Origin of the sequence: Parasaccharibacter sp. TMW2.1890 (genome assembly GCF_023337645.1) — a bacterium.
Lineage (GTDB): Bacteria > Pseudomonadota > Alphaproteobacteria > Acetobacterales > Acetobacteraceae > Bombella > Bombella apis.
The window spans coordinates 1,017,319-1,036,606 of the sequence record NZ_NWUV01000001.1 but is presented as its reverse complement, the minus strand read 5'-3'; the positions used below and the strand labels follow the sequence as shown (position 1 = coordinate 1,036,606).

General features: G+C 54.8%; 26 protein-coding genes and 1 tRNA gene. 16 read left to right on the top strand and 11 right to left on the bottom strand.

Annotated features, from left to right (window positions below):
- The first annotated feature begins 50 nt into the window (after positions 1-50).
- The 16 genes from CPA54_RS04755 (at position 51) to CPA54_RS04685 (ending at position 12,672) form a co-directional block, all read left to right on the top strand.
- Positions 51-127, top strand: a tRNA-Met gene (locus CPA54_RS04755).
- Positions 128-486: 359 nt separating this feature from the next.
- The gene (locus CPA54_RS04750; RefSeq protein ID WP_043559754.1) at positions 487-951 is read left to right on the top strand and encodes a hypothetical protein; all 465 of its coding nucleotides are present in this window, start codon (positions 487-489) and stop codon (positions 949-951) included.
- A gap of 104 nt (positions 952-1,055) precedes the next feature.
- Positions 1,056-2,219, top strand: coding sequence for a homoserine O-acetyltransferase (locus CPA54_RS04745; RefSeq protein WP_043559757.1), 1,164 nt, complete (start codon positions 1,056-1,058; stop codon positions 2,217-2,219).
- Positions 2,209-2,820 (top strand): methionine biosynthesis protein MetW, encoded by a 612-nt coding sequence (gene metW / locus CPA54_RS04740; RefSeq protein WP_043561041.1) that lies wholly within the window; start codon positions 2,209-2,211, stop codon positions 2,818-2,820. The genes CPA54_RS04745 and metW overlap by 11 nt, the downstream gene beginning before the upstream one ends.
- A gap of 262 nt (positions 2,821-3,082) precedes the next feature.
- Entirely contained in the window at positions 3,083-4,393 is a 1,311-nt protein-coding gene (locus CPA54_RS04735) for a DEAD/DEAH box helicase (RefSeq protein ID WP_249085669.1), read from the top strand.
- A gap of 121 nt (positions 4,394-4,514) precedes the next feature.
- Positions 4,515-5,072: a thioredoxin domain-containing protein gene (locus CPA54_RS04730; RefSeq protein ID WP_349292452.1), complete on the top strand. Its 558-nt coding sequence runs from the start codon at positions 4,515-4,517 to the stop codon at positions 5,070-5,072.
- A gap of 116 nt (positions 5,073-5,188) precedes the next feature.
- On the top strand, positions 5,189-5,671 hold the full coding sequence (locus CPA54_RS04725) for a 5-fold beta-flower protein (RefSeq protein WP_249085668.1): 483 nt from the start codon (positions 5,189-5,191) through the stop codon (positions 5,669-5,671).
- Positions 5,672-5,826: 155 nt separating this feature from the next.
- A complete protein-coding gene (locus CPA54_RS04720; RefSeq protein WP_043559760.1) occupies positions 5,827-6,090 on the top strand; it encodes a hypothetical protein in 264 nt (87 codons plus the stop codon).
- A gap of 378 nt (positions 6,091-6,468) precedes the next feature.
- Positions 6,469-7,698, top strand: a complete 1,230-nt coding sequence (locus CPA54_RS04715; protein ID WP_249085666.1) for a site-specific integrase — start codon at positions 6,469-6,471, stop codon at positions 7,696-7,698.
- On the top strand, positions 7,695-8,582 hold the full coding sequence (locus CPA54_RS04710; RefSeq protein ID WP_249085664.1) for a hypothetical protein: 888 nt from the start codon (positions 7,695-7,697) through the stop codon (positions 8,580-8,582). The genes CPA54_RS04715 and CPA54_RS04710 overlap by 4 nt, the downstream gene beginning before the upstream one ends.
- 79 nt (positions 8,583-8,661) lie before the next feature.
- Positions 8,662-8,868, top strand: coding sequence for a helix-turn-helix domain-containing protein (locus CPA54_RS09260; protein ID WP_086441779.1), 207 nt, complete (start codon positions 8,662-8,664; stop codon positions 8,866-8,868).
- Positions 8,869-9,092: 224 nt separating this feature from the next.
- The gene (locus CPA54_RS04705; protein ID WP_227449716.1) at positions 9,093-9,338 is read left to right on the top strand and encodes a hypothetical protein; all 246 of its coding nucleotides are present in this window, start codon (positions 9,093-9,095) and stop codon (positions 9,336-9,338) included.
- 85 nt (positions 9,339-9,423) lie between these two features.
- Entirely contained in the window at positions 9,424-10,038 is a 615-nt protein-coding gene (locus tag CPA54_RS04700; RefSeq protein WP_249085662.1) for a toprim domain-containing protein, read from the top strand.
- Positions 10,038-11,363, top strand: coding sequence for a virulence-associated E family protein (locus tag CPA54_RS04695; RefSeq protein WP_249085660.1), 1,326 nt, complete (start codon positions 10,038-10,040; stop codon positions 11,361-11,363). The genes CPA54_RS04700 and CPA54_RS04695 overlap by 1 nt, the downstream gene beginning before the upstream one ends.
- Positions 11,364-12,127: 764 nt before the next feature.
- Entirely contained in the window at positions 12,128-12,352 is a 225-nt protein-coding gene (locus tag CPA54_RS04690) for an antitoxin MazE family protein (RefSeq protein WP_086431498.1), read from the top strand.
- Positions 12,349-12,672, top strand: coding sequence for a type II toxin-antitoxin system PemK/MazF family toxin (locus CPA54_RS04685; protein WP_086431497.1), 324 nt, complete (start codon positions 12,349-12,351; stop codon positions 12,670-12,672). The genes CPA54_RS04690 and CPA54_RS04685 overlap by 4 nt, the downstream gene beginning before the upstream one ends.
- Positions 12,673-12,997: 325 nt before the next feature.
- Here the strand turns inward: CPA54_RS04685 and CPA54_RS04680 are convergent, their stop codons facing one another.
- The 11 genes from CPA54_RS04680 to CPA54_RS04630 form a co-directional block, all read right to left on the bottom strand.
- On the bottom strand, positions 12,998-13,255 hold the full coding sequence (locus CPA54_RS04680) for a hypothetical protein (RefSeq protein WP_249085658.1): 258 nt from the start codon (positions 13,253-13,255) through the stop codon (positions 12,998-13,000).
- Positions 13,255-13,491, bottom strand: coding sequence for a hypothetical protein (locus CPA54_RS04675; protein WP_249085656.1), 237 nt, complete (start codon positions 13,489-13,491; stop codon positions 13,255-13,257). The genes CPA54_RS04680 and CPA54_RS04675 overlap by 1 nt, the downstream gene beginning before the upstream one ends.
- Positions 13,488-13,796, bottom strand: coding sequence for a hypothetical protein (locus CPA54_RS04670; RefSeq protein ID WP_249085654.1), 309 nt, complete (start codon positions 13,794-13,796; stop codon positions 13,488-13,490). The genes CPA54_RS04675 and CPA54_RS04670 overlap by 4 nt, the downstream gene beginning before the upstream one ends.
- A gap of 71 nt (positions 13,797-13,867) precedes the next feature.
- A complete protein-coding gene (locus CPA54_RS04665) occupies positions 13,868-16,234 on the bottom strand; it encodes a glycoside hydrolase family 66 protein (RefSeq protein WP_249085652.1) in 2,367 nt (788 codons plus the stop codon).
- A complete protein-coding gene (locus CPA54_RS04660; RefSeq protein WP_249085650.1) occupies positions 16,234-16,665 on the bottom strand; it encodes a hypothetical protein in 432 nt (143 codons plus the stop codon). Before CPA54_RS04660 ends, CPA54_RS04665 begins: the two co-directional genes overlap by 1 nt.
- A gap of 42 nt (positions 16,666-16,707) precedes the next feature.
- The gene (locus CPA54_RS04655; RefSeq protein ID WP_249085648.1) at positions 16,708-16,920 is read right to left on the bottom strand and encodes a hypothetical protein; all 213 of its coding nucleotides are present in this window, start codon (positions 16,918-16,920) and stop codon (positions 16,708-16,710) included.
- Positions 16,921-17,023: 103 nt separating this feature from the next.
- Complete coding sequence (locus CPA54_RS04650) at positions 17,024-17,293, bottom strand: hypothetical protein (protein WP_249085646.1); 270 nt, start codon at positions 17,291-17,293, stop codon at positions 17,024-17,026.
- Positions 17,294-18,058, bottom strand: a complete 765-nt coding sequence (locus CPA54_RS04645) for a hypothetical protein (protein ID WP_249085644.1) — start codon at positions 18,056-18,058, stop codon at positions 17,294-17,296.
- On the bottom strand, positions 18,055-18,483 hold the full coding sequence (locus tag CPA54_RS04640) for a hypothetical protein (RefSeq protein ID WP_249085641.1): 429 nt from the start codon (positions 18,481-18,483) through the stop codon (positions 18,055-18,057). The genes CPA54_RS04645 and CPA54_RS04640 overlap by 4 nt, the downstream gene beginning before the upstream one ends.
- Positions 18,480-18,938, bottom strand: coding sequence for a structural protein P5 (locus tag CPA54_RS04635; protein WP_249085640.1), 459 nt, complete (start codon positions 18,936-18,938; stop codon positions 18,480-18,482). The genes CPA54_RS04640 and CPA54_RS04635 overlap by 4 nt, the downstream gene beginning before the upstream one ends.
- A 1-nt stretch (position 18,939) precedes the next feature.
- Entirely contained in the window at positions 18,940-19,245 is a 306-nt protein-coding gene (locus tag CPA54_RS04630; RefSeq protein ID WP_249085638.1) for a hypothetical protein, read from the bottom strand.
- Between the last annotated feature and the right edge of the window lie 43 nt (positions 19,246-19,288).

Below are 19,288 nucleotides of genomic sequence, written 5' to 3'. Positions count from 1 at the left end.
TCGCCGCCAGGTCCCCTCGCTCACCCACACCCATAAAAACCACCCACCAACGCGGGGTGGAGCAGCCCGGTAGCTCGTCAGGCTCATAACCTGAAGGTCGTAGGTTCAAATCCTACCCCCGCATCCATACCCACAAAAAATCAGAAATAACCAGATAGCCATGGTCCTCCCGTGGGTCCACACGTTCCCCAACCATCTGTCATGAATAGAGGGAACAGACTCCACGAGGGGATGTGACCATCCTCATGTGAGAATCGATATCTTGTGTGCTGTTGATGCAAAGAACCACAGCATCTTGTGTTTCTGGAACCTGATTCTCTGGCTTATAGAAAACTTTAATAACGTCAATAACTGGCTGTTTTTGTAGCTCTTTACGTATTTTTGCCGGGAGAGAGGGGATTCAGGTCGCATCTTTCTGTTGAAAGTGAGAAGAGTTCTCATCTAACGTCATTCATGAAGCAACTCGCAGAGAGAGGGAGAGGCCTCATGAACATCATTCAGATTGCCGAACGGCGTGACACCATCCATGACGCTTCCATGAAGACACTGGCGCGGGAGGAGCAGACGGCCCTGTGGGCCCTGCGGTATCTGCTGGGGCCGAGCTGCTGGCGGCGCTCCATGTCTCTGTCTGGGCTCCTGGGGCAGGAGGCAGAGCGCCTTCAGGAGCGGTTCAAGGCGCTTTTTCTTCATGCTGTCTGTGCAACCGCAGCCTTGGAATATTCGGCCACGGAGGAACATCTTCTGAACATTCTGTCAGATATGCAGAATGCCCCGGAGGAGCAGACTCTACATTCTGAGCTGGGCGAAGCGCTGATGCATCTTGGGCAGGCTCTGGCTGCTTATGGGTACTGGCTCCCCGTGCGCAAGAGGATGCAGTCTGTGGCCGAGAGGATGCCAATGCCGGCCTTGGCTCAGGATAACTATCCGGAAATGCTGGAAGCAGCGGAATAAGCAGTTTTCGGAACGATGCCGTGGGCTCCGTGCTTATTCTGTCTTGAAACCATGAGTATGGCAGTGTTTTTATACGGGTTTCTCGTTACAGACAGCCGGAGCCGATGTTGGAAGTACAGTCTATCACTTTCCCTGAGGGGATGACCCTTCAGTGTGGGGAGAAGATCGCTCCGCTGGATATTGCCTATCAGACATATGGTGAGCTTTCTCCCACAAGGGATAATGCCATCGTCATATGTCATGCTTTTACCGGCGACCAGTATGTGGCCAGCCCGCATCCCGTTACGGGGAAGCCGGGCTGGTGGTCCCGTATGGTCGGTCCCGGTTTGCCTATCGATACGGACCGTTTCTTTGTCATCTGTGCCAACGTGTTGGGTGGCTGTATGGGGACTACCGGCCCCACAACGGTACGGGCCGGGACAGAGCGGCCATGGGGGAAGGATTTTCCTCCAATCACCATGCACGATATTGTGGCCGCTCAGGTAAAGCTGGTGGACCATTTTGGCATTGACAGGCTTTTTGCTGTCATTGGTGGCTCCATGGGTGGGATGCAGACATTGACATGGGCCACGGATTATCCAGATCGTGTCTTTGCTGCCATGCCGATTGCAACATCGCCGTTTCAGTCAGCCCAGAACATTGCGTTCAACGAGGTCAGTCGTCAGGCCATTTATGGTGATCCAGACTGGCACGGGGGGGATTATCAGGCCCATGGCGTCATCCCGGCCCGTGGTCTGGCCGTGGCCAGAATGGTTGGCCATATCACCTATCTTTCGGAAGAAGCCCTGACCAGGAAGTTCGGGCGGGAAATCCGTCCCGGCACCATGCCGGCCCCCCATGATCCACTGGCTGCCCTCCCTTTTGGGGGCATGTTCCAGGTGGAAAGTTACCTGCGCTACCAAGGGTCCAACTTTACGCGCCGCTTTGATGCTCATTCGTATCTGAGTATTTCGAGGGCCATGGATTTTTTCGATCTGGGCAGCGAGCATGGAGGCAGTCTTTCGGAGGCGTTCCGAGGCGTGAAAACCCGTTTCTGTGTTGTGTCTTTCAGTTCTGACTGGCTGTTTCCGACATCCCGTTCCCGGACACTGGTTCGGGCCATTACCCAGGCAGGAGGGCATGTGTCTTTCGTAGAAATAGACAGTGACCGGGGGCATGATGCGTTTCTTCTGGAAGAGCCGGATTTTGACAGAACGGTTCGTGGGTTTCTGAATGGAATGGCCCGTCAGGCCGGTCTGGCTGAGGGAGACCATCATCATGCGCTTTGATCAGGAGTTGATTGCCGCCATGGTGGCCCCCCATAGCCGGGTGCTGGATATCGGGTGTGGCGACGGAAGCCTGATTGGCCACCTGTCCAGGGAGAAGAATTGCGACGCCCAAGGGCTGGAGCTGGACATGAAAGCGGTCACGCAGTCGGTAGCCCATGGTCTGCCCGTCATGCATGGTGATGCCGATGTGGTGCTGGCTGATTATCCTGATGGAACGTTTGATTACGTCGTTCTGCAAAGGACGCTTCAGGCAGTGGACTGTCCACGGGATGTCCTGAGGCACATGCTGAGGATAGGTCGGCTGGCGCTGGTCTCTTTTCCCAATTTTGGACATTGGCGGCTGCGCTGGCATCTGTTGCGGACGGGACGGATGCCGATGACATCCGTCTGGCCTACCCCTTGGTATGAAACGCCGAACATCCATCCCTGTACGATCTATGATTTCTTTGCATTGTGTGAGGAAGACGGGTACGAGGTCTGTCAGTGGATGGTCGTGAACGGAAACCGTCAGTCCCGTCTGGCAGGGTGTTCGCCCCATCTGGCCAATCTGTTCGGGGAGCAGGGACTGTTTCTTCTTCGCCGCAAAAGTGAACAGAAATAGAATTCACGGAGACGTTATAAGGCAGTTTGTAGGCCCTAACGATCTGTTTTCATTGTTTTTTACGGAAACAGAGGTGGCCTGCCTTTTTTGCGAAATAAGGTCATAAAAAGACATCGTCTTTTTCCTCTTGTTATAAGACAAATAGAGTCCTATTTTTGGGCGAGACGAGCGGAACGCCTCAGGAAAGAGGGGTTCAGGCGTTTATTTTATGCGGTGTTGCCAGATCAGAGTGCTGGAGTAACGCCGGTTTTGAGGAAGAATCATGAGCAGTTTCAAAGCGCTCGGTCTGGCGGCCCCAATTTTGCAGGCGCTGGACGGAGAGGGCTACACCACGCCAACCCCCATTCAGGCTGGGGCAATTCCCCATCTCATGGAGGGACGGGATCTTCTCGGTCTGGCGCAGACAGGAACGGGCAAAACAGCAGCATTTGCTCTGCCCATCCTCCATTATCTTCTGGAACATCCCCACAAGGCGGCCCCTCGTAGTGCGCGTGTTCTGGTGCTGGCCCCGACGCGGGAGCTTGTGGCGCAGATTGCCGACAATTTTGCCGCCTATGCCCGGCACATGAAATTCTCCCATGCGGTGATCTTCGGTGGCGTGGGGCAGAACCGGCAGGTGGAAGCCATGAAGCGTGGCGTTGATGTCATGGTGGCGGCCCCCGGCCGTCTGCTGGACCTCGTCGGGCAGGGGCATATTGATCTTTCCGCGCTTGAGATTGTCGTGCTGGATGAGGCAGACCGCATGCTGGACATGGGGTTTGTTCATGACATCCGTCGCATTGTGGCCCGTCTCCCGGAGAAGCGACAGACATTGCTGTTCTCGGCGACCATGCCGCCATCCATCCGTGAGCTGGCCCATTCCCTGCTGAATGACCCTGAAACTGTTCAGGTCACGCCGGAATCCAGTACGGTGGATCGCATCCGGCAGGCTGTCCTGTTCGTGGATTCCACAGCGAAGAAAGAAGCCTTGATGATGCTGGTCAATAATGACCGTGTCGTGCGGGCCGTTGTTTTTACGCTGATGAAGCATGAAGCCAACAAGGTGGCGGAATATCTCAGCAAGAATGGGATCCCGGCAGCCGCCATTCATGGGAACAAGTCGCAGGGGGCCCGGGAGCGTGCCATGCAGGGCTTCCGCGATGGCAGTGTCCGCGTGCTGGTCGCTACGGACATTGCCGCCCGTGGCATTGATGTGGATGAGGTCTCTCACGTCTTCAATTATGACCTGCCAAATGTGCCGGAAGCTTACGTCCACCGTATCGGTCGGACGGCCCGTGCTGGTCGGGATGGCTGGGCCGTGTCCCTTTGTGATGCCGAACAGCGTGCCTGGTTGCGGGATATTGAGAAGCGTATCGGCAAGAACGTGCCGGTGATTACGGATCACCCATACCATTCCACAGAGGCCCAGAACTCGACCCTGCCACCGCCTGTGCTGGGTGGTGGACGTGGCGGCCGGGGAGGGCGTGGCGGTAGCGGCGGTGGACGTGGTCGTTCCTCACGGCCGCAGACGTCCTCCCGCCCTGCTGCTGGTGGGCGGGCAGCCCCCGGAGCCAGAAGGCGGCGTTCCTCCTGATTCTTCTGTCAGTCATGTTCCAGATGAGAAACAGCCCCGTGTCATGCGGGGCTGTTTCTGTATGGAGTGCAGGATAAAGTGCAGGGCAGACCTATTCATCAGTCCGGCAGAAGGAGACGTCATGATGGTTGAAAAAACAGGAAAGCCGGTTGATCTGGTCTGGGGCCATGGAGCCCGGAAGATTGAGGTCTTTCTGGAACCAACCTGTCCTTTCTGTGTGCGTGCTTCCAGAAAGCTCATGCCGCTTCTGGAGCATGTGGGGGAGGACAGGCTGACGCTTCAGGTGCATCTTCATTCCCAGCCGTGGCATCTGTTTTCGGGTATTCTGGTTCGGTGCATTCTTGCTGCGGCGACCCTGCCTGATGGCCGGGATACGGCCTGGCAGACAGTGCGGACGATCGGTGATCACAGGGAAGAGTTCGAGTTTTCCCATCATTGTGAAGGGCCGAACATGCAGACCACGCCCGACGATCTGATCAGCCGTCTTGAGGGTCATACCCGTCTCAATCTGGCAGTGCCTTTTCGCCTTCCCAGCGTGACGGATGCCATGAAAGCCCATGCCCGTTACGCACGGCAGCACGGCATTCATGTTTCACCAACTGTCATGCTGGATGGAAAGGTGGATGACCGTTTTCAGAGCGGGCAGTCCGTCGAGGAATGGGTGGCCCTTCTGAAGTGAGATGGGGCTGCCGGAGGCTGTATGGTCATTACGCAGTCTTCATGGGGCAGCAACATGGGCCACATGCGGCGTAGTGTAATGACGGGGAACGGGTGATCTGTTCAGGGAGACATGGAATGAAACGTGTGGGTATTTTGCTGGTCATGGGATGGCTGGGGGTTGTTGGCCCGGTGAGTTCTGCCGGGGCGCAGATGTTTTCCGGCCATGTGCAGCAGATCAGTGATGTGCGGGACCGGAACGGGTCTTACGTGGGGAGCATCGACGGGGACGGAACCCTGCGGGACCGTAATGGTTCTTCCATTGGCAGCCTTGAGCAGGATGGCCTCATCCGTGACCGGAACGGTGCGTCTTTCGGCAGTCTGGATGATGATGGAACCGTGCGTGACCGGAATGGCTCGTCTTTCGGCAGTCTGGATGATGATGGAACCGTGCGGGACCGGAACGGGTCTTACGTGGGGAGTATCGACAGGGACGGTACCCTGCGTGACCGTAATGGTTCGTCCGTTGGCAGTATTGATAAGGATCGTCTGGGGGAACAGCTCTCCAGGGAAGACCGGACGACGGGTGCTCTGATCCTGCTGCACCGTCTGCCCCGGTAAGCCGTGTCACACCATCAGCAGGCCAGCCCTGCATGAAGTGCACTTGTTGTCCGGTTGGCAAACTTTCACCGTGAAGACGGGGCGGTGACGCCCCTCTCCAACAGGGGATAACAGACCCTGTCCCGGCAGGGTCTTCATAATGAAAGGCTGGAAACATGCCGACAACAGCATCTCATGAGCACAAGGCACCTCATGCCAGCAGCTCTCTGCATGAGCTGGCCCGCAAGGCCATCCATACACCGAAGCTGCTGACAAAGGATGAGATCATCCGACTGGCAGATCATGTTCTGAAGAGTGGTGAACACGCCACGGACGCAGAACGTGACATCGCCCGGAAGGCTCACCACAATCCCGAAGGGCTGGAAGCCTCCCACATCACGGCTCTGGGCAGACGGGCCGAACACGATCACCGGGGCTGACTGGTTCCATACGTGAAGACTGTCACGGGCCTGCCATTCCCTGAGGGAGGGCAGGCTTTTTTTGATGCTTTCAAGGGGCAGTCGAGGCCCCCGGCTGAGCCCCCGTAGTGCCTGCCTGACCGGCCTCAAAGAGGAGGTCAGCACGAAAGACACGCCCCAACGGACCGGTTTCCATCAGGCGTTGAAAGATGATCTTGTGAGAAGTCTGCCTTGTGGCGGATGGGGTAAACTCCTAACCTTTGATCCTTTCTTTTTCCTTAAATTAAAAAAATCCCTGAAAACAGCCAGTTACGAGAATAGTCCTTTTCTCTCTTTTTCATTTTTCCCCTCTATAGCGCAAGAGTGAAGGAAGGACAGAGAATGGGATGTTAAGGATACATGGCCCGGCGTTTATACAAGCTGACAGACAAAGCCATTCAATCGCTACCAGAGGGGAATCATAGCGATGGTGGGAATCTGTATATCCGTATCCGGGTGAAGGGTGATCTTGTGCATCGCTTCTGGAACATTCGGTACAAAAGCCCGGTTACTGGCCGTATCAGAGAAATGGGCATCGGCTCACTGGAAATATGCAGTTTGCGGGAAGCTAGGCAGAAGGCTTTTCATGCCCGGAAGCTCATTGCGGATGGCGTGGACCCGCTGGAAGAACGGCAATGCGAACAAGCAGAGCATTTGCGCCGGGTAGGTAAGACATTTACCTATGCCGTGCAGGCTTACCTTCAGCGCCAAAAAGTAAAATGGAGAGACCCCAAAGCTCCTTCTGCATTTCTCAACACGCTAGAGCAATATGCCTTCCCAATTATAGGTCAGAAGCCCGTTGCGGCCATCTCACAGAATGATGTGTTAGCCGTTCTGCTTCCTATTTGGGAAAGCAAAACAGAAACGGCCCGGCGCATCCGTAACCGCATAGAACAAGTCTTAGATTATGCGACTGCCCTGCATTGGCGGGAAGGTGACAATCCGGCCCGATGGAACGGCCCCCTTGCTCATATCCTGCCAGAACCAGCTAAGCTGATACGGGATCGCAAGCAGCCACATTATGCCCTGACAGTTGAGCTATTGGGGCAGGCCATCAAACACCTTGAGCACGTGGGAAGTGTTGGCGCTCTGGCTGTTCGTTTCTGTGCCTTTACGGTTTGCCGTTCTGGAGAGGTGCGTGGGGCCCGCTGGCAGGAAATTAACCTAACGGACGCCGTATGGACGATCCCGGCGCACCGTATGAAAGCTGGCAAGGAACACCGTGTGCCTCTTTCCCATGCGGCTATGTCAGTGCTGGAATTAGCTAAGCCTCTTTATGATGGGCGCATGGATGCTTTGGTTTTCCCCAATAACAAAGGTGCGGCTCTTTCTGATGTGGCTTTAAGTAAGGCTCTCAAGAACGCTGCATACCCCCTGACAGGGGATAGGAAAGCGACCGTCCACGGGATGCGGTCCACGTTTCGGGATTGGGTGGCAGAAGAAACAGAGTATGACGCTACAGCGGCAGAACTAGCCCTTGCCCATACGGTAGGTAGTACAGTCGAGCGGGCCTATCGCCGGGGGGATATGTTCGCTAAGCGCCGGGCATTGATGGAGGCGTGGGCTGAAAGACTAGGAAAGACATTATGACAATATCAAGAATAGATATTCTTAAAGTATTCTATGAGACTATAGTAAAGTCACTTTCCTCTTATGAGAAAGAGTCTGAAATAAATGTTTTATCTAAAGGTGATGTTTCAATAAGCATATCTTATGATGAACTAAACATAATGGCTGATATTATAAGGGATATAATATTTTCTGGTGCATATGGCATTCCTAGTGTTAGTAATTATTTAATTAGTTCTACTATTGGTAAAAGTTTAGGTCTGGAAAAGCATAATTTTAAAAAATGGATTCACTGTTCTGATGGTTCAGAATCAATTTCAAGAGTGAAGTATTATAAAAAACAGATTAACGATTGGTTTGATGATAGTAGAAATATGATCTGCGATAATGATATTAATAATAATATTAAAAAGGCTATTGGTGCTCCCAGTAAAATAAACAATAGAAGACATATTTTTAATTCTACAGTGTCCAGCATCAATGCAATCTGTAAAGCTCAGGGAGTGGATGTGTATGATTTTTGGGATGGAAAGTTAGCGCGTTTATCGGATGAGCGGGCAGAAAGGAAACGCGCACAGAACGATTATATGAAGCAGATAGATAATTATAAGAAAATAATTGAACAGGAAGAAAATTATATAAGATTCATTGAAGAACAATTATCAAAAGAGGTTTCTGAAAGGGTTATTCCGAATAATTCAAAGGATTTCTTTGAGGTGCATGAACAAACTCCTTTGGAATATGTAGAAATAATTATTAACTACAAGTGGGAAGCGCTTCACGAAAGCCGATTGAATATTCTTAGAGATATAAAGAATGACCTAAACTACCTGGAAAAATCTAAACGTAGCCGTGGCCGCCCACGGAAAAAGAGCATCCGTGTAGAAAAAATGGATACATTATGAAATGCGATTATCCTTTTTTCGTATCGGAAAGTTCTTCAAACCCTTTCGTGAGACCCATTGAAATATAAGGAGAAATCCAGTGAACCAGTTACCTTCCTATCTTTCCCCTAAGCAGTTCTGTGAAATGTACAGCGTGAGCGCTGCTACCCTGTATCGCATGATTGCAGATGGGAAGATTGAGGCCCGCAAGATTGGCCGTGTAACCCGTATTTCCCTAGAGGATGCAAAGAACTTCTTTGCTTCTTGCCCCAAGATGGAGACACGGGGAAAATATAACAGGTCATAAAAAGAAACCGCTGCCAGAACAAACTAGCAGCGGCACCTTAGTTTATTTGCCGAAACGATCTTTACTTGGCGGTATGAGTGTTTCGGCAAATGGGCGCAACCCAATAACTTAAAAAGGAAGTGCCTATGCGGAAGCATATACGGCAAGCGTACCTTAGCGCAAACAAAAATGAGAGTCTGTTTCAGGGGGTAAGAACTGCCCTGCCAGCTCATACCCTAGCGATATTGTCCCGGCTTGCGCCCGGCGGGTATGTCAAAAGTGGCGAATATGTAGCCCTTTCTCCCTTACGGGCTGACAGGCATGTCGGTTCCTTCAAGTTCAACATCCGTAAGGGTATTGGGGCAGACTTTGCCACCGGATGGAAAGGTGATCTGATTGATCTAGCCGCCGCTCTCTCTGGAGGTAGTAAGCTGGAAGGGGCACGCAATCTTGCCCGGATGATGGGGATGGAGGTGTCAGGTCATGACTGACATATTCCGTCCACTCACTGATGAAGAAAAACACGGCCACCGGTTAGTGGGTGGTAGTTGCTTAGACGCTCATAGAAAGCCGCCCATGCACTTTACGCCTGTTCCGGTGTCTTTAGAGCATAGTGCAGCTATACCGCATCCTAGGACGTATAAACAGGCGCCTGTTACGGGGTTTTATTGCTATGATGATGGTGACGGCCTAACAGGCTTTGCCACCTTCCGCTACGATCCCCCCAATGCCCGCAAGCAGTTTGGCTGGCTGACATATGGCAAACTAGAAGGGGAAGACCTGCCACGCTGGCATTTCCGGGCACCGCCACCGCCGCGGATGCTGTACAATCTCCCTGACCTGCTTGGAAAAGCGGGTGCGCCTGTTCTGGTTGTCGAGGGAGAGAAAACCGCCAATAAAGCCGCTCTTGCGGAAAGCTGGCAGGGCTATGCTGTGACAACCTCATCTGGTGGGGCAGAAGGGGCACACAAAAGCGATTGGAGCCCGCTGGCAGGCAGAGAGGTACTGATAGCCCCTGACAATGACATCGCCGGGCAGGCTTACGCTCATGCCGTGGCAGAGTTAGCCAGGCAAGCAGGGGCACTGACAGTCCAGATCATCCGGTGGCCTGATTATTTTCCTAAAGGGTGGGATATTGCCGATGCCCTGCCAGTCCCTGAAGAGAAGCAAGTAACAGGGAGGGCGGCATAATGGCTGATTTGCCTGATGATTTAGTGCAGGCCGGTGCCATAGTCGAAGAGGCTCTAAGCGCTGGATACCTTCCAGATGATAGCTTTATGGCAGAGCTCATGCGTAAAGTTGCCAATCAAGAGCTAACAAACGAACAGGCCCTAGAGCACACCATAAACCGTCATCCAGACTTACAGGGTGTCTTTCGCTTTAATGAACTGACACTGCAATACGTCATCACCAAAGAGCTGCCACAGCTCTCATCCGTTTCTTTGCCCGTTGCCCATGCGGGCAGTTTTCCCATCCTGCTAGAAAAGTACCATGTCCAGCTACTCGGTGCGTGGATGCGCCGCTTTGGCCTGAAAGCTAACAAGGACACGCTGGAAGCCCTTGTGATGGTGAGTGCCAACCATCACACCTATAACCCCATCAGGGCTTATCTGGAGGGCTTGCAGTGGGATGGCACAGAACGTCTTTCCAGCTTATGGGCGCGTTCTTTCTCTTTGGAGAATACGGCTTACCTGCAAGAGATTGGCAGGCGCTGGATGGTGGCAGCCATTGGCCGGGCTCTGGCTACAGGGCATAAGCCCTACAAGTTCGACTGGCTGCCCGTTCTGATAGGCGGACAGGGAAACGGGAAAAGCACTTTCTCTGCCATTCTCTTTGGAGAGTGGAATAAAGAAGGCTTGCCCGCCAATCTGGCAGACAAGGACGCCAAGCAGGAACTGCAAGGCGTTTGGGGGGTAGAGCTATCGGAATTAACGTCTCTAAGGCGTTCAGAGAATGAGGCTATCAAAGCCTTTCTGAGTGCTATGGTAGATAAGTATCGTCCTAGCTATGGGCGTACATTGCAGACTTATCCACGCCGATGCGTCTTTATTGGCACGACCAATGAGGAAGAGTTTCTGACAGACGGAACAGGTAACCGCCGCTTCATGCCTATCAATATAGGCTCACACTGCCTTGACTTTGGCTGGCTGGCAGAAAACAGGGACCAGCTTTGGGCAGAGGCTTACCGGCTTTTTTGTAAGTCCCCCGCCTTTGAGACTTGCGAGCCCTTAGACCTGAAAGAAGAAATCGAACGGATCAGACGGGAAAGCATGGTCAGCGACATTCTGGAAGAATCTGTCATTAACCTCATCAAGGGCGATACCCTGCCCGATGCAGACGGTAAAGGGGGCTTTACGGTAGCCAGCATCATCAGAGCGCTTTCGTTGCCTATGACCCGTGCAATGGAAATGAGAGTTTCTAATATCCTACGTAATTTAGGGGGTGAGAAACAGCGGCAACGGATAGGCAAAGGACGCTTCTATATCTGGCAATTCAACCATATGGTTGCGGACTGAAAGACAGCATCACGTCTTCCAAGCCGTTAAAGGGCAGGGCGATCCTTCGTTCTGTCCTTTTTTTTGTGCATTTATTAGGCTGTCTTAATATTAACTTTCTGTAACTGATTATTTTTTTATATATTTTACTTAAAAAGGTTAGGCCAGTTAGACCAGTTAGGACAGCCTTAGAGAAAGCTGGCTTATAGCTGACCTAACATTGGCCTAACTGGTCTAATCTTTTAATATTTGCATATTTTTGGCCTAATGTTGTCCCAACGTTGGGACAGGGCTACAGCCAGCAGAAAACTGCCTTTTTTTCTGCATGGTCCAACTGGCCTAACCTTCTTGAATTAGATTCAAATAAAGATATATTAAGGGCGTTTTGGTAACGTTTCAGTTTGGTTCCTCGTTGTAAGGCTCTAACCATCCTATTTTAGGTCTTGCCTTTCTTACTGTTTTATTGCAGGCGCGTGCGCGCACGTACTGTTCACCCAAGCATATGATGAACTTATTCCAACTGATTTTTTGATCGTGATGTGATGCCCGGCGTTCTGCCCTTGCGCGCGTGTACTGTTTAAATGCCCCATCTCAGAGCGTGCATGAGCCTGTTGGTTTTGTCGGATGTAGGCACTGCCACTTGATAAAAAATCATCAACAATCAAAAGGCGGGCTGGTCTTGCGCGTGTGTGGACGTGTCCATTCTGTCCAGATAAGCGGATAGATTCACGGCCTTGTAAAAGGCGGTCTTTCCCCTCTATTGTTACATGTAACGGGAGGAAGCTATGGCATCGACAACCAGAAGTCATGAACGTGTCCGCAAGCATCGGGAAGTGATGAAGCGGGCCGGTATGCGCCCTGTTCAACTTTGGGTGCCTGATACAAGGCGTCCTGATTTCACCCGCGAAGCATCGCGACAAGCGCGGTTGATACGGGCTTGCGATGAAAAGCAGGGCGATGATCTGGCTTTCTCTGAGCTGGCCGCTGCCCAGATTGAGGGCTGGGAATGAGGCGGGGCGATCTGGTCACGGTTGCCTTGCAGGGAGACCTTGGCAAGCCTCGTCCAGCTCTAATTATTCAGGCAGACAGCTACCATGAGACGGCCAGTGTCGTTATTTTGCCCGTAACAAGCACCATACAGGACGCCCCCTTGTTGCGGCTGACAGTAGAGCCAGATGGCGTTAATGGTCTGAAGAAGATGTCCAGCATCATGATTGATAAGCCATCGACCATACAGCGCGGGAAAGTAGGCCCTGCGTTTGGGCGGCTTCATGATTATCAGATGGTGGAGATTACGCGTCTGTTGGCTGTATTTCTGGGAATGGCCTAGGGCATTTCCCGCGTGGTGCTCTCACATGTGGGAGGCGGTTACGCTTCAGGGACAGAATCGGAAACTGTCATGCGTTTGCATGAAGTATGGTCTAAAGTAAGGACTGGAAAAGAGGTTTTCCCCAAAAGGCGCAGGAAACTGCCATTTTTTGAGGTGCTTATGGCGGATGGGGTGGAAGCCATTCATTCCGGAAGAATAGTAAGTAATTCCTAATTTTTTGAGAGGATTTCCTTTTTGAGGCCCCCAGCGAGGCCCCCAAATTATTCTCGTGGAATTGAAGCCCCCATACACTTCCACCACCCATTTTGAGGGACGAAGCAGGGTTTCAGGGATTTTTCCCCCAGCAGGCCGCATTTTCCCGCAGGGCATAATCGAGATCAGCCACTTGAATACGGATGTTTTTCAGCTCAGGGTGGGCGATCAGCTCGGCATAGGCTCCGTGCTGCTGCTCAACTGTGGGCGTCCGCAGATTCAGGCACTGCTGGCGGATGCGGACCTCACTGCACCCACCTAGTAGGGCGATGCCACAGGCCAGAACCAGAGTGCATGGGATGTACAGCCAGAGCGGGCTTTCCTTTTTCATCACTGGCCCTCCTTTCCGTCCCTCAGCTTTGCCAGCAGCTCGTCATCCGTCTGAGGCGCACTGGCTGCGGCCTCGTTCATGCGGGCCATGGTGGCGTTCTGGGCATTGGCCTCAGTCACGTTCTGCTGTTCAGACCGTACACGGGCTGCGTTTCGTCCGGCCCGGTACAGAACCCAGCCAAACAGGGTGAGGGCGGCGATTGTCGCCACCCCCAAACCAGCATAGATATACATCATGCTGCAGAACTGACCTGCGCTGCATTCGGCACAGGCTTCTTCTCTTTCAGAGCAGCCAGCACATCATGGATGCCCCCTTCCACTTCGGATAGCCCACTCTCGACACGGCTGATGCCAGCGAAGAGGGCGGAGGTGTCAAAGCGGTCTGTCAGAAGGGGAGCGGCCTCGTCGGCAATACCGCCAAGAATGGTGGAGGCCAGATGCAGCCGTGTTTTGGTTTTCACGCTCTCGCTGTCGCCCATTGCGGCCTCAATGAGGGAGAACAGTCCGTCAATGACGGAGGCGGGGGAACTGTTGTCAGTCATGGTATGATATTCCCGTATAGATGAAGAAGCCGCTCGGAAGGCGGCTTTCAGATGGAGATTACAGTGGGGTGTCATGGCCTCCAGCCATAGAGACTGATGTCTTGGCTGGGGAAAACGGCCCAGATGCGATGGACTCCCGTTGGAGAATGCGGCACCTGTGCCGTGACAACATCAACATTTCCGTTCCGAGATTTGGGCACGGTCAGTTTCGCAAGCAGCGGGCCATCCTGACGGTCAATGTGGAACTCCATGGTGCTGCCATACTGGCTGTAGGTAACCGCATCCAAAGATGTGACGCCCTGCTGTCCGAAGTCGATATTGTCCCAGTAGATACCCCGGCCACAGCAGCCGTGTACGATGGCAGAAACCTGTCCGCCCATGCCGTTGGGGAACCATGTCGGCGTGCCCCCACGGATGAAGTCAGGAGCCGTGCCGTCCAGTGTCCAGTCTACCCGGTTTTTCAGGTTCCCGCTTTCCACCCAAGCGATTCCGCTCGTCTTGAGGGACGGAATGGTGAAGGTTGCTGTATAGCTGCTGTTTCCCGGGCCGGAGGTTCCGACGCTGTAGGAAATGCGCTGTGGGAAGCCATGATTGTAGTCCGGTGCGGCAAACCATGCCTGACCTGTGGGCTTGTTCCCATAAAGCTGCATGGTGATCTTGATGTTTTTCTGCTCTTCCGGGTTGTGCTTGCCATCAGGGTCATCAATCCGGTCATTGGCCAGTCCGACAAGATTGGTCAGGGAGAGGCCTCCTGCCACTCCGGCGTGCTCCCACGGGTGGTAGTAGATTTTCCCGGGGTTACCCAAGGCAGAACCGATGTCATGCCCTGCACTGTCTGAAATTGTGACAATGTCTGGCGTGCTGAGGGAAGGTCCTCGCAGAAGATCACGGAATCCCACGAACCAGTTGTAGTAATCCGCCAGGAATTGCTGGAGGTCGGGCTTCATTTTCAGAGAAGGCCGTGGAAAGAAGGGGCCGGGGATGAGGTGGTCGATGTCGCCCAGCATCAGCTCGGACGCCCCTGAGACGGCAACCTGTCCCAGCATCAGCTCGATGCCGGGGCTGCTGGCCGGGCACGCCTTCTGACCATTGTCATCTTCCGGGTTGCAGTAGTTCACGTCGCTGTTCAGAGCATGCGAGGGATCCAGCGATTTGGACATGACCTGCTCAGGATAATAGGCCACGATGAGGGGACGGCTGGTCCATTCGTGTATCTGCTCCATCAGCCCGTTGAAGGAAGCAAAAGAGGCATGATCCTCAAACTCCGGGTGAGGCTCGATATAGAGGTTGCAGCTGTTCCCCCTCACAGCCTCATCCTGAAGATCCCATGCTGAAACCTGATTGATGTCAGTACAGGCCCCGGTGGCCGCCTGTACGTGGTTGGCAAAAACGGCCAGATAATGGCCGAAATCGTCAATGATCCGCCCCTTTGCATCGAAGGGGGTGATTTTGCTGTCGGGCGCACCGAGGGTGTCCAGATGGACCCCGTCAAAGCCCCAGCCCTTCAGGGCGGCGAGATATTGGCTGGTAATCCATTTCTGCCAGCGGCCATTGGCCGGGTTTTCCTGTACGATCCCGTTGATGGACCATCCCCAGTCTTTCCAGTTTCCGCCGACGCTGATCTGGTCGGCAATCGTGCATGTGCCCTTCAGGCCGCATTGGTTCTGGAAGGCCCCCATGCCGATGGTGACGTTGGGGTTCTGGGATGGCCAATCCATATAGGCCCCGTTCCAGAGGGTATAGAGCTGGGAGAAGATGCCATAATGGTGGAAAGCTTCGATCAGTCCTGCCGTTTCCTTACGGGTGACGGTGACGTTCTGGAGGTTCTGCCACGAAGAGGCATCCGTGTAGGGAGCATCATGCCGGTAGCCCCAGTCATAGAACTGGACGGTGTTGATATGATACTGCGCCATGTTGCGGGCGATGGCTTCGTAATCCGTGACGGACTGCATGGCCTGCGGATCCACGAATCCCTCGATGGGGTCATCCTGGGCACGGTCGGCCACATTGATGGCCCCGCTGGCGACATCAATCGGACTGGAAGAAGAACTTCCCGTGCCAGAACAGGTAGCCATGCCGGGATCATTGTTTTTCAGGGCGTTGATGGAGAGCTGGTAGCCCTTGGCCGCCAGTGAAGGAACCGTCACGAAGAATGAGGCTGTCTGGCTGGCCCCGCTGGAAAGGCTGATGGTCTGGCTGGTACTCTGCCCATCAGATGGAAGAGCCTGCCCTCGGGAGCAGAGGGCAAGGCTCAGCCTGCCATTGAAGCTGGAGCCCGTGTCATTGGCCAAGTCAATGCTTATGGAGGCTCTGTCCCCGGCGTGATAGAAGGCCCGGTCGTCGGTCACCCGTTTGATGAGCGGGCCGTTAAGAGAGCCTGCATGGGCTGTTCCCAGTCCCATAAGCAGGGACCCTACGAATAGAGGTAATTTTTTCATCAGTCGTTATCCTCAATCTGGTACCACCCGGTAAGGCTGAAGGATGCGGCATTTTCCACATCTTCGTCCGTCACGACGTTGGTTGGTTCGCCAGTATTCTGATTTTTGAAGAAGGAAACCGTGTCGGTGCTCAGCAGGGCATGCAGGGGTTGGCCATCCGTATTGATCCCTGTGGCATTGGCCACGGTCACCCCAAACAGGGCGCCACCCAGAGCAGGCTGGGGCAGACCGGTCATGGTCATGGGGCCTGTCGAGGTGCCTTTGAAAATCATGTTGCAGGTGGCCCACCAGTCGCAGTGGTTGCCGATTATGCGGTATCCGCCCGTTTTGCTGCTGGTGGACTGGTTTTCGTCCCTGCTGCCAAAGGCGACGGTCGGGGTGAAGCTCTGCCAGGTTCCGTCATCCCTGAATGAAGTATTGTCATCAGTCACGGTGTGTCCTTTCCTGTGAAAGTGATTGAGATGAGAAGCTGGTCAGCGGGGCTGGCTATGCCCTGCTTTGACATGGTTGGCGGCCCAACCGATGTTGAGGGCCAGTGCAGAGATGCACCGATAGGGGAGCACCCAGCGGGAGCCGGCAGCGGGCGGCCGGACAAACACGGTCACCAGATTGCAGGCGACGATGGCGGAGGCGGCGTAGGGCCACCATGCCGCCGGGAGGGTGTCGAGAAGGGTATCGAGATCCATTTCTGTCTCCAGGCATGAAAAAGCCGCCCGGAGGCGGCCATGAATACGAAACAGGGAGATGCGAGTTTCGTATAAAGGAGGAAAAGGCTGGAAAGGTTTCGTCTCAGTCTTCGATGCGGGACGGGAGCTTCGGCCAGTGCCCATAGATGCGCTGGCTGGCTGCCAGCTCTTTCAGAGCCTCCAGATAGGCCCTTGTCTGCGGGCCGCCACGGTTCTGGAGATCCACCAGTACCAGAGCCGGATATTTCCGCATTTCATTCTGCGCATCCGTGCTGATCTGGCGCTGCCCTGTCGTGTAAACCTGATCGGTGTCGGTCGGGTCGCCCAGGTTGATGAAGTCGCCGTTCCCGGCATTGACAATCTGATCTGCCATTTACTGTCCTTTCAAGAATCCGATGATGACAAAGGTCATGAACTCGGTTGTCCAGCCCGGCCAGCCGCCGGGATGGCGGTAGGTGAGGCCTGTTTTCGTGACGGAAACCCAGCCCGGAGATCCCCCGGCGCTTCCGTCATAAGGGGCGATACCTGATCCGCTCTGAAAATCAGAGGCGTTCAGGTCGGCCCCCTGTACCCGGACGTATGGAACGTCCAGAAACTCGATGCCGTCAGGGAAGGTGAGGCTGCCCTGATTCCCTGCTCCACCACCAGAACGGACCGTCATGAACAGGACTGTCGGCTGCTTTTTCTTGAAGCCCGTCCCGTCATCGTAATATCCGATCATATTGATGGCCGTGGTACCGCCTGATGGTGCCTCCGTTCCCCCGCCAGAGGGGAGGGCCGCCACCGTCTTCTCAACCGCTCCGACCCGGTTGCTGAGAGCCGCATCCGCATCAGAGCGGGTCTGCGCCTCCGCTTTCAGGTCGTCCTGCGATGCCAGACCGGATATCCGCTGCGAAAGCGCATCATCGGCATCCTGACGCTCCCTCTTCTCAGACGAGACCGCCTGTGTAAGGGCTGCGGTCGTGGCATAGGCAGATAGGTCTGGCGTTTTCCCTCCACCGAGGGAAGACACAGGGAACAGCCCCGCCTGTCCGTCCTGCATACCCAGTACCGTATCGTCAGGCTGAGGTGTGTTCAGGGAAGGCAGGCTGCCAATGCTGACACGGCCGCCCTCTGTCGTGACTGTCTGGCTGCTCATAGTGTGAGTATCCTCCCGTCTGGCAGGGTGAGATTGGGGGGCTGCACTGCGGCCCCAGCGGGCGGGGTCAGGCTGGCCCGCACGCCATCCACGGAGCCACCATCATCCAGAACCGTGACCTGCACAGTGCGGACGTACCGGCGGCCCGTGCTGGTCTCCAGTGTCAGGGTGACGGCCTGCTGCCCCGCCGTGCCGCCCTGTAGCCCGATTGTGGCCCTGTCAGGGGACAGGGAGGACCAGAGGAGGGTCAGGCCGGTACTGTCCGGCACGTCCACGGTCAGGCGGATGACTGTTTCGCCCTGATCGCAGCAGAAGGGTGCCAGATAGAGGCTGTAATCCAGCGCATCGCCCCGGCTTTTGGCTGGCCACCCCTGAACTGTTGCTGCCGGTGCCGGATAGAGAGACCGGGTGGCGCAGGGCGTCACGATGCCCTCGCTGTGCCCTGTGACGGGGCCGGGGGCAATATGGCAGCAACCTGATCGACCAGCGCCCCATAAGGGTTCTGGCCGTTCTCAAAGCGGATGATGGCCCGCATCAGGCCAGCAATCAGGACGGGTGTCGGCAGGCCGAGCGTCGCATCAGGCTCGACCCCCAGAGCGTGCGCCACGCCCCGGATGTAAGCCGCCGTGTTGTTCTCAGCCGGAGGGGCCCACTTGCTGATGATGCCCGTTACCGTGTCGATGCTGTCACGCTGGATGTAGCGACACAGCTGGTCACGCAGGGCATCCAGCCCAGCTTCTGGCGTGGGGAAGCGGGCGAAGCGGGGCGTGATGCCCGGGCCAGCAGGCTCCAGAACGGCGCCGGGCTGATGGGCGAAGTTGAGGTTGCCGGGGTTGTTGTTGCGGATGCCACGGGGCAGCCGTGTGGGTGTCTGGGCCATGTCAGCCTCCGAAGAAGTGGGGGTAGAGCGTGTGGATGATCTGGTACAGGCCGACAGCAACGCCGCCGCCGATGGCAGCCCCGCCCGATATGGCGGCCGTGACGATTCTCGACCGGGAAGAGTTGGTGTCACGTATCTGGTTGCTCAGGGCGGCAATGCCCGCACGGAACTCCACGGCCAGATTGTCGATCTTGTTGCTGAGCTTTGTGAGGTCTTCATCATGACGTTCCTGCACCGCTTCGAGTGCAGCCACACGTTCATGAAGAGACAGACTGACCGGGTTTATCCCCGGCGTATTGTCGTTCATCGCTTCCTCTAAGTATAAAAAAACCGCCCCATGGGCGGTTGTT